This is a genomic window from Butyrivibrio sp. TB (assembly GCF_900110805.1).
In the GTDB taxonomy this organism is placed as follows: Bacteria; Bacillota; Clostridia; order Lachnospirales; family Lachnospiraceae; genus Butyrivibrio; species Butyrivibrio fibrisolvens_C.
Genome location: NZ_FOER01000033.1, coordinates 1 through 16,629 on the forward strand (window position 1 = coordinate 1; position 16,629 = coordinate 16,629).

The 16,629-nt window shown below is 41.1% G+C and carries 9 protein-coding genes, 1 pseudogene and 1 riboswitch; of the genes and pseudogenes, 6 read left to right on the forward strand and 4 right to left on the reverse strand.

Annotated features, from left to right (window positions below):
• Positions 1 to 250: pseudogene (locus tag BMX21_RS19575) on the forward strand (group II intron reverse transcriptase/maturase); the annotation flags it as partial.
• A gap of 95 nt (positions 251 to 345) precedes the next feature.
• Here BMX21_RS19575 and BMX21_RS17140 read toward each other — a convergent pair.
• Positions 346 to 1,350 carry a DUF3048 domain-containing protein gene (locus BMX21_RS17140; RefSeq protein ID WP_022754602.1) on the reverse strand — a complete coding sequence of 335 codons (1,005 nt, stop codon included), beginning with the start codon at positions 1,348 to 1,350 and terminating at the stop codon, positions 346 to 348.
• A 144-nt stretch (positions 1,351 to 1,494) separates the two neighbouring features.
• On the opposite strand from BMX21_RS17140, the gene BMX21_RS17145 reads away from it, so the two are divergent.
• Both BMX21_RS17145 and addA read left to right on the forward strand, forming a co-directional pair.
• Positions 1,495 to 5,046 (forward strand): PD-(D/E)XK nuclease family protein, encoded by a 3,552-nt coding sequence (locus tag BMX21_RS17145; protein WP_092046235.1) that lies wholly within the window; start codon positions 1,495 to 1,497, stop codon positions 5,044 to 5,046.
• Positions 5,033 to 9,004, forward strand: coding sequence for a helicase-exonuclease AddAB subunit AddA (addA, locus tag BMX21_RS17150; RefSeq protein WP_177174096.1), 3,972 nt, complete (start codon positions 5,033 to 5,035; stop codon positions 9,002 to 9,004). The genes BMX21_RS17145 and addA overlap by 14 nt, the downstream gene beginning before the upstream one ends.
• A 199-nt stretch (positions 9,005 to 9,203) precedes the next feature.
• Here addA and thiT read toward each other — a convergent pair whose 3' ends face one another.
• Positions 9,204 to 9,911: an energy-coupled thiamine transporter ThiT gene (thiT, locus tag BMX21_RS17155; protein ID WP_092046241.1), complete on the reverse strand. Its 708-nt coding sequence runs from the start codon at positions 9,909 to 9,911 to the stop codon at positions 9,204 to 9,206.
• Between the two features lie 110 nt (positions 9,912 to 10,021).
• A riboswitch (TPP riboswitch) is annotated at positions 10,022 to 10,136 on the reverse strand.
• Between the two features lie 230 nt (positions 10,137 to 10,366).
• On the opposite strand from thiT, the gene BMX21_RS17160 reads away from it, so the two are divergent.
• Entirely contained in the window at positions 10,367 to 11,038 is a 672-nt protein-coding gene (locus BMX21_RS17160; protein ID WP_092046244.1) for an HAD hydrolase-like protein, read from the forward strand.
• Here the strand turns inward: BMX21_RS17160 and hflX are convergent.
• Together hflX and asnA are read right to left on the reverse strand one after the other, a co-directional pair.
• A complete protein-coding gene (gene hflX, locus BMX21_RS17165) occupies positions 11,022 to 12,335 on the reverse strand; it encodes a GTPase HflX (protein WP_022754597.1) in 1,314 nt (437 codons plus the stop codon). The genes BMX21_RS17160 and hflX overlap by 17 nt on opposite strands.
• A complete protein-coding gene (gene asnA, locus BMX21_RS17170) occupies positions 12,335 to 13,345 on the reverse strand; it encodes an aspartate--ammonia ligase (protein WP_092046246.1) in 1,011 nt (336 codons plus the stop codon). Before asnA ends, hflX begins: the two co-directional genes overlap by 1 nt.
• A 502-nt stretch (positions 13,346 to 13,847) precedes the next feature.
• Here asnA and BMX21_RS17175 point away from each other — a divergent pair.
• Together BMX21_RS17175 and BMX21_RS17180 are read left to right on the forward strand one after the other, a co-directional pair.
• The gene (locus BMX21_RS17175) at positions 13,848 to 14,081 is read left to right on the forward strand and encodes an HPr family phosphocarrier protein (RefSeq protein ID WP_022754595.1); all 234 of its coding nucleotides are present in this window, start codon (positions 13,848 to 13,850) and stop codon (positions 14,079 to 14,081) included.
• 123 nt (positions 14,082 to 14,204) lie between these two features.
• On the forward strand, positions 14,205 to 16,610 hold the full coding sequence (locus BMX21_RS17180; protein WP_092046252.1) for an ATP-dependent DNA helicase: 2,406 nt from the start codon (positions 14,205 to 14,207) through the stop codon (positions 16,608 to 16,610).
• The last annotated feature ends 19 nt before the right edge of the window (positions 16,611 to 16,629 follow it).

Genomic DNA, 16,629 nt, shown 5'->3' on the forward strand with positions numbered 1-16,629 from the left:
TGGAAATATAAGATTCAGGCTTCGCATGTGTATTTGGAAGCACTGGAAAACTCCAAAGAACAGGGCAAAGAACTTGATGAAGCTTAATGTGCCAAGATGGGCGGCTTTTAAAATCGCTTACAATGGCGACAGATATGCTAGACTTGCACACAATGGCTGGGTACAGAAAGCTATAAGCACAAAGAGACTAACCTCATTTGGATTAGTCTCAATGTTAGATTACTACACCGATAGGTGCGTTACTTGTTAAGTTGATTGAACCGCCGTATACGGAACCGTACGTACGGTGGTGTGAGAGGTCGGGAGATTGATTAAATCTCCCTCCTACTCGATTAATATATATAATTATTTGATTCCAACCTGACCCCAAGCATCAGATGGAACAAGTGCTATATAAGTCTTTCCTGGATTAACTACAAGCTCAGCACCATCTAATGTGTAGAATTTTGTAGCTCCTGTATAAGATGTCTTAAGCCATGTTACAGGGATAACCATACCACCTGTGAGGTAGTAGCCTACATTAGTTCCGATGCAGTTATATACCATATATCCGTTCTTATCAAGAAGTGTGAAGTCGCAGTCCTGAAGGAATACATTGGTGAATGTAACCTGCTGCTTGTCATCACCGTCTACTACAGGACTTCCGAATTCATAATAGTCATATGTGCCTGTTGCAGCGTTGTATACGAACTGTGTTGAATTGTGTGGAAATGGTACAGATACATTCGTAGCAACAGCTACTCCTGCATCATCTGCAAGTGAGTTGGCACCAAATGTATAGTGCTGTCCTTCATATGCGGTATAAGCTGATGGATATCCTGCCTTGGCCATTCTGGAAGCTGCTTCTCCGGCTGTGCAGTATTCTGTGAATTCTCTTGGCTTACCGTTAGGTATTCTTGAAAATCCGCCTGATAAGTGGTTAAGACCTGTTGCATCAAAATATGGATAGATATAGAATGGACCGCCATCATGAATAAGGACAGCATTGTACTCAGCAGCCAGCATGATATTGGTAGGTCTTGTAGAGCGGATGTTACCGATCCTTGATACAGAGTTGTAATCCTTATAGACAGCCATAAGACGTGTTACACGGTTGTTGTGAGTTGAGTTGATCATCTCGTATACAACATCAGCTTCTGACAGACCATAATGAGGATTTGCCCTCTTGTCATTGTCGATCATGACAGCTATAGGACGCTGATTTTCAGGCGCTGTTGTAGCAAGTCCTGTAAGTTCATTGATGCCGGCCTGAGCATTAACAGTAGCAGCATTAGTAAGTGCTCCTATTGCAAGAACAGCACTAAGAGCAGAGACAGACACTGCCTGCAATAACTTCTTTTTAGAAATCATTAATTATATTCCTCCTTGATACCCCTTTTTTAGTATTTGGATAAAATAATTATAGCTAAAAGTGTGCTATAGTAAAAGTATTAATGAATAGAGATATTGGATTTTGAGGGATGTTACAAAATTTTTTACATCCCGGAGGGACACATGCTTAGATTTTGCTTTGGAGCTTCAGGCTCAGGTAAGAGCCATAAATTATACGAAGAAATAATAGAACGTAGTACTAAAGATACTGACAGGAACTACCTTATCATAGTACCTGACCAGTTCACCATGCAGACTCAGATGGACATAGTCAGGATGCATCCCGATCAGGGCATCATGAATATTGACGTTTTATCTTTCGGACGACTTTCTCACAGAATATTTGAAGAGACAGGAAAGCGCACAGAAGCTGTCCTTGATGATGTAGGTAAGTCCCTTATCCTAAGGCACGTAGCTGATCTTAATAAGGACGATCTTCCTGTTATTGGTTCTCATATGCACAGAGCAGGATATATAGACGAAGTCAAGTCTACAATATCAGAGCTGATGCAGTATGATGTAGGGCCTGATCAGATGAAGATATTGATTGACAATTGCCAGTCAAGAAGAGCTCTTAAGAGTAAACTCTCTGATCTACAGCTGCTATATCAAAAGTTTCAGGAATATACAGAAGGTAAATACGTAACTCCGGAAGAGACACTTTCTTTTCTATGTAAAAGGCTAGCTATATCTAGGCTTGTAAGAGACAGTGTTATAGTATTTGACGGATTCACGGGATTTACCCCTATTCAGTACAGAGTTATAGAAGAGCTTCTGGCCTGCGCCGGCGAAGTTATCGTATCACTTGAGATGGATGATGAGTCAGATCCTTACAAAGATAATATAAGCGAGCAGGAGCTCTTTTACCTGAGTAAGAAAACTGTCCAGAGTCTTCTTAAGTGTGAGTGGAGATGTCTTCAAAGACTTGATCCTATGGGAACGCCTGATTATAACAGGTGGAAGGGATACAGGGATCTTCACAACGACGATATAGTCCTTAAGGGGACTAATTACAGGCTCAAAGGCAATGCGCCTATGGCATTTCTTGAGCAGAATCTGTTCAGATACAGAGCATCTTCTTATGATGGTGATAATGCTGATGTTTCAGATAGTATAGTTATAGCTCAGTGTGACAGTCCTTCTGAAGAGGTGCGACAGGCTCTTATCTTCATAAGCCGCATGATCAGGAAGGATCCTGAGCTGTTCTACCGCGATTTTGCGATAGTCTGTGGTGATCTGTCTACTTATGGTGAGAAGATCAAAAGAGATGCTGATACTTTTGGTATACCTGTCTATATTGATGAGACCAGAGGTATTAAGCTCAATCCCTTTATAGAATACATCCGCAGCGCCCTTGATATAGTCAGGACCGATTACAGCTATGAGACGGTCTTTCATTTCATGCGAAGCGGTATGATGGATTTTGATGATGACAAGATAGACCTTCTTGAGAACTATGTCAGATCTCTTGGCATAAGGGGGCATAAAGCCTGGGAAGATATATTCACAAGGCGCCCTAGAAGCCGCAGGAAGGCTGATGCTAAGGACGATGAGAGGATGGTCTTGTTCCTGGATGAGATGAATCGCATGAGACAGGAACTTGTAGATATGATAAGACCTATCATGGACAATCATAAAAAGACTGTGCTGGAACTGTCTAAGGGTCTATATGAATTTATACAAAAAGGTAATGCAGGTGCCAAGCTTTTAAGATATGCAGAGCGTTTTGAAGAAGAAGGCGATGGCGTCAAAGCTGATGAGTACAGTCAGATCTATGGCAAGATCATGGAACTTCTGGATCAGGTTGCCCTTCTTCTTGGAGATGAGAAGATATCTTTAAAAGAATATATGGAGATCCTGGATGCGGGATTTGGCGAGATCGAGGTTGGTACTATCCCGCAGAATGTTGATACTGTAAGGGTTGGTGATATCGAAAGAAGCCGACTTTCTAATATCAAGTATCTACTTTTTCTGGGAGTCAATGATACCAATATTCCTAAGCATGCATCAGAAGGCGGTATATTGTCGGATATAGATAGGCAGTTCCTTATGACAAGCGTTCCGGATATAGAGCTTGCGCCGTCTCCAAGGCAGCAGATGTATATCCAGAGGCTTTATCTGTATATGAATCTGACTAAGCCTTCAAAGCTTCTGTATATGTCATATGCAGGGATATCTGCAGATGGTAAGAGCCTTAATCCTGCATATATCATAGGCAAGATCAGGGCTTTGTTCCCAGATCTTAAAGTCAGAATGCCGGGCACGGATCCTATAGAGAGACAGCTCCTTAATATGAATGATGCCAGGACCTATATCTGTATGAAGGCCAGAGAGTATGCAGATGGCAATATGAAGGAGGATGAGGAGAAGAAGTTCCTGACACTCTATGATATTTTGAATAAAGATGATCCCGCCGCTGCTAAGAGGGTTCATGAAGCGGCCTTTTTAAGATATACCAATTCACCTCTGCCCAAGGCACTTGCATCTGCTCTTTATGGCAATTATCTTGAGAATTCTGTCAGCAGACTTGAAGTATTTGCATCCTGCTGCTACGAGCATTTTGTTAAGTACGGACTTATGCTTGATGAAAGAAGTGAATATGATTTTGACAATGCAGACCTTGGTAATGTCTTCCACAGCGTTCTGGAACTTTTTTCCTTGAGGCTTGAAGAAAAGGGCATAGAATGGACCAAGTTTACAGATGAGCAGGGGCAGGAGATCCTGTCGGAGGTCATACGGGAAGTTACAGGCGAGTATGGCGAGAATGTCCTGTATTCATCTGCTCGTAATGTTGCTGCTATTGATCGTATGTATCGTATCCTGCTTAGAAGCGTCAAGACACTTCGCTATCAGCTGCAAAAAGGAGACTTTAAGCCTGAGAAGTTCGAGCTGGATTTCAAGGAAGCCGGTAATATAGACGAGATCAATATAGCTCTGACTCCTGAAGAAGAGACCAGGATCAGGCAGAAGATGCAGCTGCATGGCCGCATAGACCGTATGGATATTGCAACTGATGAAGATGACAATATATATATCAAGATCATAGATTTTAAATCAGGCAATAAGTCTTTTGACGTAGCTTCTGTGTATTATGGACTGCAGTTACAGCTTGTAGTCTACATGAACGTGGCTATGGCTATGGAGCGTCACGATAACCCTGACAAGGAAGTCGTACCTGCTGCGATATTGTACTATCATGTGGCAGATCCTCTGGTGGATGCCAAGGATACAGACAATGATCCTGAGAGGATCAATCAGAAGATCATCAAAGAGCTCAAAGCATCAGGTGTTATCAATGCTGACAAGAAGGTCATAGATCTTCTTGATAAGTCTATAGCACAAGGCGCTACAGAATCAGATATCCTGCATGTAAAGCTCAAAAAAGACGGATCTTTCTATGCATCATCGCAGGTAATGGAAAATGATTCATACATGGCGGTATCGTCCTATGTAAGGCACAAGATAAGGGAGTATGGCCGCAGGATCCTGGACGGAGATATAGAGGTCAATCCTTATAGTCTTGGCAATAAGAATGCATGCACCTATTGCAATTTCAGGTCTATATGCGGTTTTGATGTATCAACGCCCGGATATCAGCTCAGGGAGCTATCTAAGTTATCTGAGGATGAAGTTATGACACTTATCAAAGATGAGGGACAACATGGCAGAAGTTAAGTTTACAAGTGAACAGCAGTCGGTCATAGACGCAAGGAATTGTAATATTCTGGTATCTGCTGCGGCAGGATCAGGTAAGACAGCTGTTCTTGTTGAGAGAATAATACAACTAATAACGAATGGGGAGGATGGCAAAGAACCCCTTGATATAGATCATCTTCTGGTGGTTACATTCACTAGAGCTGCGGCAGCTTCTATGAAGGATAAGATAACTGCAGCTATAGCCAAAAGGCTCCTTGATAGTCCTGACGATGCCCATCTTCAGAAGCAGGAGACTCTTATTCATAATGCGCAGATCACTACGATAGACTCTTTTTGCCAGTATATTATAAGGAATAATTTTAATGATATTGGTATAGATCCATCCTACAGGGTTGCAGATGAAGGTGAGATCAAACTCCTCGAAGAGAGTGTTATGAAGAACCTGCTTGAAGCCAAATACGAAGAAGCTGACGAAGATTTTATGTATACAGCTGAGTATTTTTCAGAAGGATCAGGGGATAAAGGTCTTGAGCAGCAGCTGCTGCGCCTGTATCACTATTCTATTAGTATGCCATGGCCGGTTGACTGGCTTAGAGACAGGAGTCATGACTATGATATAGATGAAGAGACTTTCGATACCAAGGACTGGGTCACAGAGTACATAGAATCTGTAAGGACAGATCTATACGAGCTTGCTGCTAGTATCCAAAGAGGCATAATTATCTGCAATCAGCCGGATGGCCCGTATATGTATGAAGAGCTTCTTGAATCTGAGAAGGATATGATACAGAATGCTGCGCAGTGTATGGATTATGAATCACTTCGAAATGCTCTGAATACTATGTCCTTTGCAACCCTTCCTCGCAAAAAGGATGACAGCGTATCTCCTGATAAAAGAGATATGGTCAAAAAGATAAGAGAAGATGTCAAAAAAAGCATTAAGGCTTTTAAAGAAAAATATTTTGCTCAGGACAAAGAGACGATAATCGCTGCAAGTATGCTGGCATCACGCGCTCTTAAAGGCTTATCTGAACTTGCGATAGATTTTAAACAGGCTCTTGATGACAAAAAGCGTGAACAAAATATCATCGACTTTGGCGATATGGAGCATTTTGCTCTGAATATCCTTATAGACCATGATCCCGAGACCAGGAAGAATAAGCCTACAGATGTGGCAATGCAGTATGCTGAGTTCTACAGGGAGATTCTGATAGATGAGTACCAGGACAGTAACTCTGTTCAGGAACTGATACTATCAGCTATAGCAGGAAGTACCGAAGATACCTATGACAGATTTATGGTAGGTGATGTCAAGCAGAGTATCTACAAGTTCCGTCTTGCAAGACCTGAGATCTTTATGGATAAGCTCAGGACTTACGATAAGTCAGATACAGCGTCTCTTAGGCGTATAGATCTTCACAGGAATTTTAGAAGTAGGCGTAGGGTCCTTGATTTTGTCAATTATATATTCAGAAGGATAATGGGGGCTGACCTTGGCAAGGTTTCTTATGACGAGGATGCTATGCTCATAACAGGTGCTTCGTATCCTGATGATCCTAGCGAGGAAGATTTTTTTGCCCCGGAGATAATACTGCTTCAGGATGATGATGCTAGTACTGGCTCTGATAGCGAGTCAGGTGAAGATAGCGCACCGGAAGATGAGGATGGGCCTGATATCTGGGGACTTGAAGATGAACCTATAAGGCCCGGACAGAAGCTTAATCCAAGACAAAAGGAAGCTATGGTAATAGCCGGAAGGATCAAAGAACTGATCAAAGACGGCTATGTATCTGATGGAAACGGCGGCTTTAGAAGTATTCATTATAGCGATATAGTGATCCTATTAAGAGCAACCCTTGGATGGGATGATACTTTTAGAAAGATTTTAGAGTCAGAAGGTATACCTGCATATGTTGAGTCAAGAACAGGATATTTTGCAGCGATAGAAGTTGCGACACTGCTGAACTACCTGCGCATTATTGACAATCCTCTTCAGGATATACCTCTTGCATCTGTGATGCATTCTGCGATCGGAAGATTCACTGATGAAGATCTTGCCCGTATCAAAGCCTTTGTATGCGGCGACCTTAGAAAAAAGGAAGAAGAGATCCCTGATAAGTTCTATGAGCATCTTGTGTATATAGAGAAGTTTTCAGGACTTATATGTGATACAGGGCTTAGCGAAGATGACGGATGTGAAGATGATACTGAAAAAAGACAGGACACAGGATCAGAAAATACAGTACCGGATGAGATCAAAGAACTGGCGATAAGAGTTCATGCATTTCTTGATGCTCTAAGAGACCTAAGGCGCAGGGCTGTATATATGCCTGTTCATGAACTTCTTGAATTTATAATAGATTCTACCGGGTATCTTAACTATGTTACAGCTATGCCGGGAGGTATCAGAAGGCGTGCCAATATCGAGATGCTGCTTACAAGAGCAACCTCTTTTGAAAATACCAGCTTCAAGGGCCTTTTTAACTTTATACGTTATATAGAGGAACTCGAGAAGTATGAGGTGGATTTTGGCGAAGCCAATGTCATAGATGAAAATGCCGATGTAGTGCGCATTATGAGTATTCATAAGAGTAAAGGTCTGGAATTCCCTGTAGTATTCGTATCAGGTACTTCCAAAGGCTTTAATAAACAGGATACCAATGCGCCTGTACTTCTTGAAGAGGACGTAGGTATAGGCCTTAATGCAGTAGATCTGGATCTAAGAGTCAAGTCCGTAACTCCAAGGCGTATCATGATAGCTGACAGGATGAAAAAAGACAGCCTTGGCGAAGAGTTAAGAGTTTTGTATGTAGCACTTACAAGAGCCAAGGAGAAGCTTATAATAACAGGCCAGATAAATAAAATGGATACGTTCATACAAAATGAGCAGTATCTGGCTTTTAGTAAAGGACCTAAAGATCAGGAACAGCTCCTTCCCTATTCTGCAAGGAATAAAGCCGGAGATTATCTGACCCTTATCCTTCGCTCTATGATAGGACATCCTGCGATGAAGGAAGTCGCAGATGCTCTTGGCGTAGACGTAAGCCTTATAGGATATGACAAGATAGCTGTTACGGACTCAGAGAACTGCAATACCGCAATTGAGGCAGCAGGCATAACTCCTCCTGCCAAGATAAAACTTGTGTATTCCGGTGATCTAAACTCTATGGTGCTCAAAGACCAGGTTGATAGTGTGATACGTAGGGAGAAACTTGAAGGTGGCATAACACCTCTTGATATAGATCAGGATCTTGGCAAGGCACTTGCAGATAACTTTGCTTTTGAATATGGTCACAAGGAATATGCTTCGCTATATACCAAGACAACAGTATCTGAACTAAAAAGAGCTGCTTATACCGAAGCTCTAGAGCCTGATACCAGGATCATAAGATCAGATGAAGAAGAATATGTCCCAAGATTCATCAAAGGTTTCGATGACGAAGATAAGCTGTCGGGAGCAGGAAGAGGAACAGCTTATCATAGAGTTATGGAACTTCTTGATGATGAGATACTAGGTAAAGACAAGATAGGTGTTAAGGATATTCTCGAATTTCTGGAAAGCCAGGAATCAAAAGGAAGAATGGACAGGGCATCTATTAAGAGTATCTATGCTAAGGATATCACAGCCTTTTTAGAGACAGATCTTGGCAAGAGATACAAGGAAGCTTATGCGAAAGGAAATCTGTATAGAGAACGTCAGTTCATGATGGGAATCCCTGCCACGGAAGCTTCTAAAGATCTGCCTGATGGCGAGATCATGCTGATCCAGGGTGTTATCGACGCATGGTTCGTTGAAGATGGTGAGATAGTACTCGTAGATTATAAAACCGACCGTGTACATACAGGTCAGGAGCTTATATCGAGGTACAAAGTCCAGATTGACTATTACCAGAGAGCTCTAGAGCGCATGACTCACATGAAGGTCAAAGAGAGATATCTGTACTCCTTTACGCTTGGAGAGAGCGTTGCGATCTAGGTGTTAAAAAATCCTTTATCCTTTGCATCATGTTTTTATATGATCACAAAATCCCACATGCGCTGCTGTCCTGAAGGAGGATAGCTACGTATGTGGGATTATTATTTTTGACTAAACCTACCCACTTGGACTGCCTGCCCCCTGTAAAGACTTTTGGGATGCCGGTCCGTCCAAGTGAGTAGGCTTAGTGTTTAAGTTTTTATGCGATCTTGTTCATTGCGATTCTCTTTGAGTCGGATTCGTTGACAGATACACGTACTTGATTTAGGCCGTTTCTGACACCGGGGATAAGGAGGACGATGACTGTGATAACTGCTTCTGTGATGATATACAGTCCGTTATATCCAAATGAATATACCCATACATTCTGACCTTCAGGAGCATACATTCCGAAGAAGATAACACCTGACAGAACTGCAAATGCCATACGACCGAGTATACCGATTAAATATCCGGAATACAATCCGTATTTTTTGGTGCTTGTAAGACCTGAAAGTCCCAGCGCTGTGAATGAGAATATATAGTCGAACAGCATCTGAGGGAAGCTTATGATATAAGGGTCTACGATCATCTGCAGAAGACCGTATGCAAGTCCTGCCATAAGTCCGCTTCTAAGACCATACAGATATCCAACAAAGCATACAAAGAACATGGATAGAAGGGTTATAGATCCGCCCTGTGGCATTTTGAAGATCTTGACATTAGAAAGTACAAATGCAAGTGCTATGCACATGCCTGATACTACAAGCTGGCGTGTGCTGAATTTGTGCTGGTCTTTGGTGTTCTTAAAAAAACATGCGGCTACAACTGCAGCGATCAGCACGATAATAAGGGCTGCGTAGCCTGCGGTAGTGAATGAATAAGTGGTTTCGCCATCACTTGTGACAGCATTGAAGAATAATGACATTGAATATCCCTCCTTGCAGCATTAGCTGAAAAAATGTAATAAAATATTAGTTTTTTGAATATGCCCAAGGGAAACGATCTGTTAGAATTAGTGCGTCACACTTACAGAAAGTTGATAATGAAATGCTTCCTTACGCCGGTATTACCCGGTTCAAGTAATAAGGGTTAAGCCATGTTATCAGTATAACAAAAGGCTCTTCTCAGCAAAGCTCCCCTAGCAGGTATTCAATTCTTAACCTTATTAAATCTAGCACAGTAAGAGGATTTACGCAAGATATCCTTTGAACATAACTTCCCCTCAAACGTCATATTGATAAGAAACGAAATAATGCACAAAAAGTTCCGTAACTATTTATGCATTTTGAATATAATGGCTATTGCGTGAATGTGTCATTATATCGTACATTTAATAATGCGCACGTATGATAATCCATATATCCAAAGGGAGACGAAAACATGCTGAAGTACGTACTATTTGATCTTGATGGCACATTAACAGATTCCGGTCTTGGCATTACCAAGGCTGCGCAGTATGCGCTTAAAGACCAGGGAATAGATGAACCCGATCTTTCTAAACTTGGGTTCTTCGTAGGACCTCCGCTCAATGTAACATTTATGGAGCGATATGGTATGGATGAGCAGCATATGCTTAATGCTGTAGCCAAGTTTCGAGAATATTATAATCCTATCGGGGTATTTGAAAATAAACCTTATGAAGGTGTTGAAGAAATGCTCAAAGCTTGTCACGAGGCAGGTCTTAAGATAGCTATCGCATCCAGTAAGCCTGAAATTATGGTTTATAAGGTGCTCAATCACTTTAAGCTTACATCATATTTTGATGTTATTGTAGGAAGTGAGCTTGACGGTCGCCGTACTGACAAGAACGAAGTAGTAGAAGAGGCTCTTAGAAAGCTTATGGCCAATGCTGATGAGACAGCAATGGTTGGTGACAGATGCTATGACATGGTTGGAGCAGTCAATCATGACCTTATGGCTCTTGGCGTAACCTATGGTTACGGAACATATCTTGAATTAAAAAATGCCGGAGCAGACAAGACTTTTGATACTGTAGAAGATCTTAAGAATTACCTGCTGGCGGCATGTGGTGCACTTAAGAAGTGCTGCTGATATATTCAGCGTATTTGTTTATATCCTGTTTTTTGAGCTTAGCTCTTATTTTGGTTCCTTCCGGAAGATATTCAGTAGTAAGGACTTCACTTCCATCGAGGATAGCAGCAACAACTGCTCCTTGAGAATATGGAATTATAAGTTCGCATTCCTGACTGCCTTCCAGAAGGACTTTGTCTATAAGGGACAGTAGTTCTTCTGTTCCGATATCCTTTTTTGCAGCCATATATATTCTGTGATCACGAACATATGGAAGCTGAACCATTGTAGATCCCTGTTCATCAGCTATATCTGATTTGTTGAAGACATATATTTTAGGTATATCCCCGGCGCCGATTTCAGACAGTGTCTTATCAGTGACTTCCATATGCCTGTTATAGTCAGGATCAGAGAAGTCTATAACTTCCAGTAGAATATCAGCATATTTGATCTCTTCGAGAGTTGACCTGAAAGCTTTGACAAGTGTTGTTGGAAGATCGTCTATGAATCCTACTGTATCTGATAGAAGAAATGACCTGTGACCTGCAGGAGATATCTTTCTTACAGTAGTATCAAGGGTAGCAAAGAGCATATCCTGTTCCAGAACTTTCTTGTCATCAGTATTACCATCCGCATAGTCTGTGAGGAGATGATTCATGATGGTTGATTTGCCGGCATTGGTATATCCTACAAGTGCTACCTTGGGAACAGAAGATGATAGTCGTCTGTTTCGCTGAGTAGATCGTTCCTTACTTACTGCTTCAAGTTCTCTTCTGAGTTCTGCAAGGCGGTGTTCGATACGACGCTTGTCAAGCTCTAGTTGTTTCTCACCGGCACCTTTGCTTGACTTAGAACCGGAAGCTCCTCCTTGCCTTGTAAGACCTTTCCTCATATGGGAAAGTCTTGGCAGGAGATACTGAAGTCTTGCAACCTCTACCTGGAGTCTGGCTTCTCTTGTTCTTGCTCTATCTGCAAATATTAAAAGGATAAGAGCTGTCCTGTCGATAACTTCTCTGTCGAGGATCTTCTCAAGATTTCGTATCTGCATAGGTGACAGTGTCTGATTGAAGATAACAGCATCAGCATCGTCATATTCGATCCTTGCTTTTATCTCGTCAACCTTGCCGCTTCCAACAAAAGTGGCCTGCACAGGTGACTCAGCATTCTGAGTCACAACAGCGCAGACCTTCATTCCTGCCGCTTCAGATAGACCTCTGAGTTCCTGCATGGAACTTGCAAAGAGGTCTTCGTCGCGATCTGTATTAAGTCCGACCAGTATTACGACCGGTTTCTTTTCTTCTTTTATGATATCTATCATTATAAGAGCTGAATTCCGTTCTCTGCGCAGGCTTTCTCGGTCTCAAGTGGCCATAGAGAGCTCTGAACTTCACCTATATGTGCCTTGCGCAGGAAGAACATACATATACGTGACTGTCCGATACCACCACCGATAGTATAAGGAAGTTCCTTATTAAGGATTGCTTTCTGGAAAGGAAGCTTAGCACGATCTGTGCAGCCTGCCTTCTCAAGCTGAGATTTAAGTGAGTTCTCATCTACACGGATACCCATGGATGAAAGCTCAAGTGCGATATCAAGTACAGGATAGTATACAAGGATATCTGCATTAAGTTCCCAGTCATCATAGTCAGGAGCGCGTCCATCGTGAGGCTCGCCTGATGCAAGCTTATCGCCGATCTTCATGATGCATACAGCACCTTTGGCCTTGGTGATGTAGTATTCACGTTCCTTGGGAGTGTATTCAGGGAACATATCTTCAAGTTCCTGAGTTGTTATAAAGAAGATATCATGAGGCAGGATCTCTTCGATATAGTCGTACTGGATAGAAAGGAACTTTTCAGTCTTTCTAAGGATCTTGTAAACCTGGCGTACTGTCTCCTTGAGATAGTCAAGATTACGGTCTTCCTTGCGGATAACCTTCTCCCAGTCCCACTGATCTACGAATATAGAATGAATGTTGTCAGTCTCTTCATCGCGGCGGATAGCATTCATATCTGTATAGAGACCTTCTTCTATATTAAATCCGTATTTCTTAAGAGCGAATCTCTTCCACTTGGCAAGTGACTGAACTATCTCACCTGTATGATCCTTATCATTGAGGATATCGAATGCTACAGGACGTTCAACACCATTGAGGTTATCATTAAGACCTGATGTAGGATCTACAAACAGAGGAGCTGATACACGCTGAAGATTAAGGCGTGCTGAGAGCATGCTCTGGAAAAAGTCTTTGACTGTTTTGATAGCAACCTGTGTATCATGGAGACTAAGCTCGGAATGATACTCTTTTGGAAGTTTAAGTTTCTCCATAATGGTATATACCTTTCGAATTTTGTATAAAAAAACTACTTTCTTATTAAAACTCTTTTTTTTATTCATTTCAAGAGAAGTTTGAATAAATGTGAGCTGATTTTTATACAAGGATAGAAGTGATAAAACTGGTGCGCAAAAATGCGCAGATGAGTAAGTGATCATTTTATGAAACGGACCAGAAAAAGTCACGAAAATATATAACAAATACACGTAAAAATGATAATAATACATACAAATATGATAATTATTGAGCATTATTAAGCTCCTTTGAGTATATTTGATGTTAAAGTTTGTGCAATATTTAGCCCTGTAAAGCCTTTACAATCATCATGCATGATTTATAATAAATTGAAATTGAACGAGGAAATGTATAAGTTCGATTCGGTTTTTGGTATGAACTTCATCTTGTAAGACATTGATGCTATTAGTATCATGATGGAGTCATGGGTTATTGATATACGGTTTCGGCAATGCCGTATATAAGAAAGGATGTTTGATAATGGTAAAAGAGAGAATACAGCACGTTATAAAGTTATCACCTTCACAGGTCAAGGATTTTGTAAGAGCTGCAGAGAAGTGCGATTTTGATATTGATATTTCTTACGGTCATGTTGTAGTAGATGCCAAATCTATCCTTGGTATCCTCGGACTTGATCTTACTAGAAAGCTTACAGTAAGCTTCTTTGGACAGAATGAAGATTTCGAATCATATCTTGCAGGTGTTGCAGTATAATTTCTTATATTAAGTTAATTAGATCTTTTATGATTATAAAGCTCTTCGTGGTATAATCCATGAGGGGCTTTTTTCTATGCCTTTTTACATAAAAATAATCATAGATCAACATGAGGTTTATTAATGCAGATCAGAATCTCTGTCAGAGGCCTTGTCGAGTTCATATTACGACAGGGTGATATAGACAATCGAATACATACATCAGCTGAAAATGCCATGCTTGAAGGCGGCAGGATCCATCGTAAGATCCAGAAACAGCAGGGAGCCAGTTACCATGCTGAGTATCCTCTTTCTTATAATATACATTCGTCCAAGTATGACCTTATCATCGAAGGACGTGCAGACGGAATCATAGAAGAAGATCCTGTTATCATAGATGAGATAAAAGGAACATACAAAAATCTTGATCACATGGATGAACCTGTGCCTGTACACCTATCGCAGGCTAAGGTTTATGCGGCCATATATCTGATTCAGAATTCGCTGGAACAGATTGGGGTCAGGATGACCTATTGCAGTCTTGAGACAGAAGAGATCAAAAAATTTGACTATACCTATTCTGCTTCACAGATCGTGAGCTGGTTTGAAGACGTTGTCAGTAAGTATAGAGTATTTGCTGATTTCAAAGCAGAATGGAACAGTATATGTACAAACTCAATTAAGAATTGCCCATTTCCTTTTCCTTATAGGAAAGGCCAGAAGGAACTTGCCGCAGGAGTATACAGGACTATAGTTCATGGTAAAAAGCTCTTTCTTGAAGCTCCTACAGGTACAGGTAAGACTCTTACGACTGTTTTTCCTGCAATAGCAGCTATAGGGCAGGGCAAGGCAGAGAAACTTTTCTATATGACAGCCAAAACTCTTACAGCAGCTGCGGCATCAGATACTTTCCAGCTTCTTAGAAGAACCGGCAAACTTAGGTTTAAAACAGTAACCATAACAGCTAAGGACAAGATATGTCTTTCTAAAGAATGTGACTGCAATCCTGAGAAATGTCCATATGCCAAGGGACATTATGACAGGGTCAATGAAGCTATGCTGGATATGATGAGGAGCGAAGACAATTACAGCAGAGATACTATTTTGTATTATGCAAGGAAGCATATGGTATGTCCCTTCGAGCTGTCACTTGATATAAGCCTTTTTGCTGATGGAATAATCTGTGATTATAATTATGTTTTTGATCCTTTTGTGTATCTTAAAAGATACTTTGCTGAGAACAATTCAGGAGAATATATATTCCTCATAGATGAGGCTCACAACCTTGTAGACAGAGGCAGGAGTATGTATAGCGCAGACCTTATGCTATCCCCTTTGGCTGATCTTAAAGAGATGCTTTCGGGGGCCTATGTACCTTTTAAATCTCATATGACAGCCCTTTATAACCAGATTGTGTCTATGGCGAATTCTTCTGACAGACCTATGATGCTAGAGACTATAGAACCTCTTGTGGAGATGATAGACAGACTTTCTTCGTCTATGTCATCATATCTTGATGATAATTCGGAAGGTCCTTTCCATGATGAGATAGTTAATTATTATTTTGAGCTTTCAAGATTTCTTACAATCTATGATAAGCTTGATGACCATTACAGGATATATCAGGAATGGGATGATAAAGAAGGTTTCAGGATAAGACTTTTGTGCGTGGATCCGTCACTAAATCTGGGTACATGTATGTCAAGAGCCGTATCTACGATACTGTTTTCGGCTACATTTCTTCCTATACAGTATTATAAAGAGCTTTTGGGCGGAGATGATGAAGACTTCGAGATGTATTCAAGTTCAAGCTTTGATCCTAACAAAAGATGCATTGTAATAGCCAAAGATGTTACAAGCCGCTATGCTATGAGAGGACCGGAGCAGTATGAGAGAATATCGGAATATATTCACAGAATCGTACAAAAAAGACGTGGCAACTATATGGTATTTTTCCCATCTCATGCATTTCTTGAAGAGGTATATGATGTATATCTATCCAAATATGCAGAAATTGATGGAGCGCAGGTCCTTGCTCAGGGGAGCAATATGTCAGAAGAAGAGCGTGAGATGTTCCTCGATATGTTCTCTGAAGGCAATAATGTGAATCTAAGTGACCTTATCAATATGGAAGTAGATATTGAGGATGACAGGATCGTTATAGGATTCTGTGTTACAGGAGGAATATTTTCTGAGAGTATAGATTTAAGGAAAGATTCACTGATAGGGTCCATAATTGTGGGATGTGGTATCCCTCTTGTCTGCAATGAAAGGGAAGTTTTAAGACACTTCTTTGATGAAAACGGAAGAGATGGATATGACTTTGCTTACAGGTATCCTGGAATGAACAAGGTGCTTCAGGCAGCGGGACGCGTCATCAGGACAGAAGAAGATACAGGTGTAGTAGCACTTCTTGATAACAGATTCCTTCAAAGTAGCTATAGATCGCTATTTCCAAGAGAATGGAATGATGTTGAAACAGTTACGACTCAGACGGTCAATAATGCGATAAGTGAGTTTTGGGCTCGGTTAAGCCAAACTCAGGACTAGTTTGAGGCCCTGATATAAT

What these genes read in the sequence shown, in the direction of transcription:
- BMX21_RS17175 (WP_022754595.1), top strand. Translation starts at nt 13,848, where the DNA reads ATGGTAAAAGAGAGAATACAGCACGTTATAAAGTTATCACCTTCACAG.
- thiT (WP_092046241.1), bottom strand. Translation starts at nt 9,911, where the DNA reads ATGTCATTATTCTTCAATGCTGTCACAAGTGATGGCGAAACCACTTAT.
- BMX21_RS17145 (WP_092046235.1), top strand. Translation starts at nt 1,495, where the DNA reads ATGCTTAGATTTTGCTTTGGAGCTTCAGGCTCAGGTAAGAGCCATAAA.
- BMX21_RS17160 (WP_092046244.1), top strand. Translation starts at nt 10,367, where the DNA reads ATGCTGAAGTACGTACTATTTGATCTTGATGGCACATTAACAGATTCC.
- addA (WP_177174096.1), top strand. Translation starts at nt 5,033, where the DNA reads ATGGCAGAAGTTAAGTTTACAAGTGAACAGCAGTCGGTCATAGACGCA.
- BMX21_RS17180 (WP_092046252.1), top strand. Translation starts at nt 14,205, where the DNA reads ATGCAGATCAGAATCTCTGTCAGAGGCCTTGTCGAGTTCATATTACGA.
- BMX21_RS17140 (WP_022754602.1), bottom strand. Translation starts at nt 1,350, where the DNA reads ATGATTTCTAAAAAGAAGTTATTGCAGGCAGTGTCTGTCTCTGCTCTT.
- asnA (WP_092046246.1), bottom strand. Translation starts at nt 13,345, where the DNA reads ATGGAGAAACTTAAACTTCCAAAAGAGTATCATTCCGAGCTTAGTCTC.
- hflX (WP_022754597.1), bottom strand. Translation starts at nt 12,335, where the DNA reads ATGATAGATATCATAAAAGAAGAAAAGAAACCGGTCGTAATACTGGTC.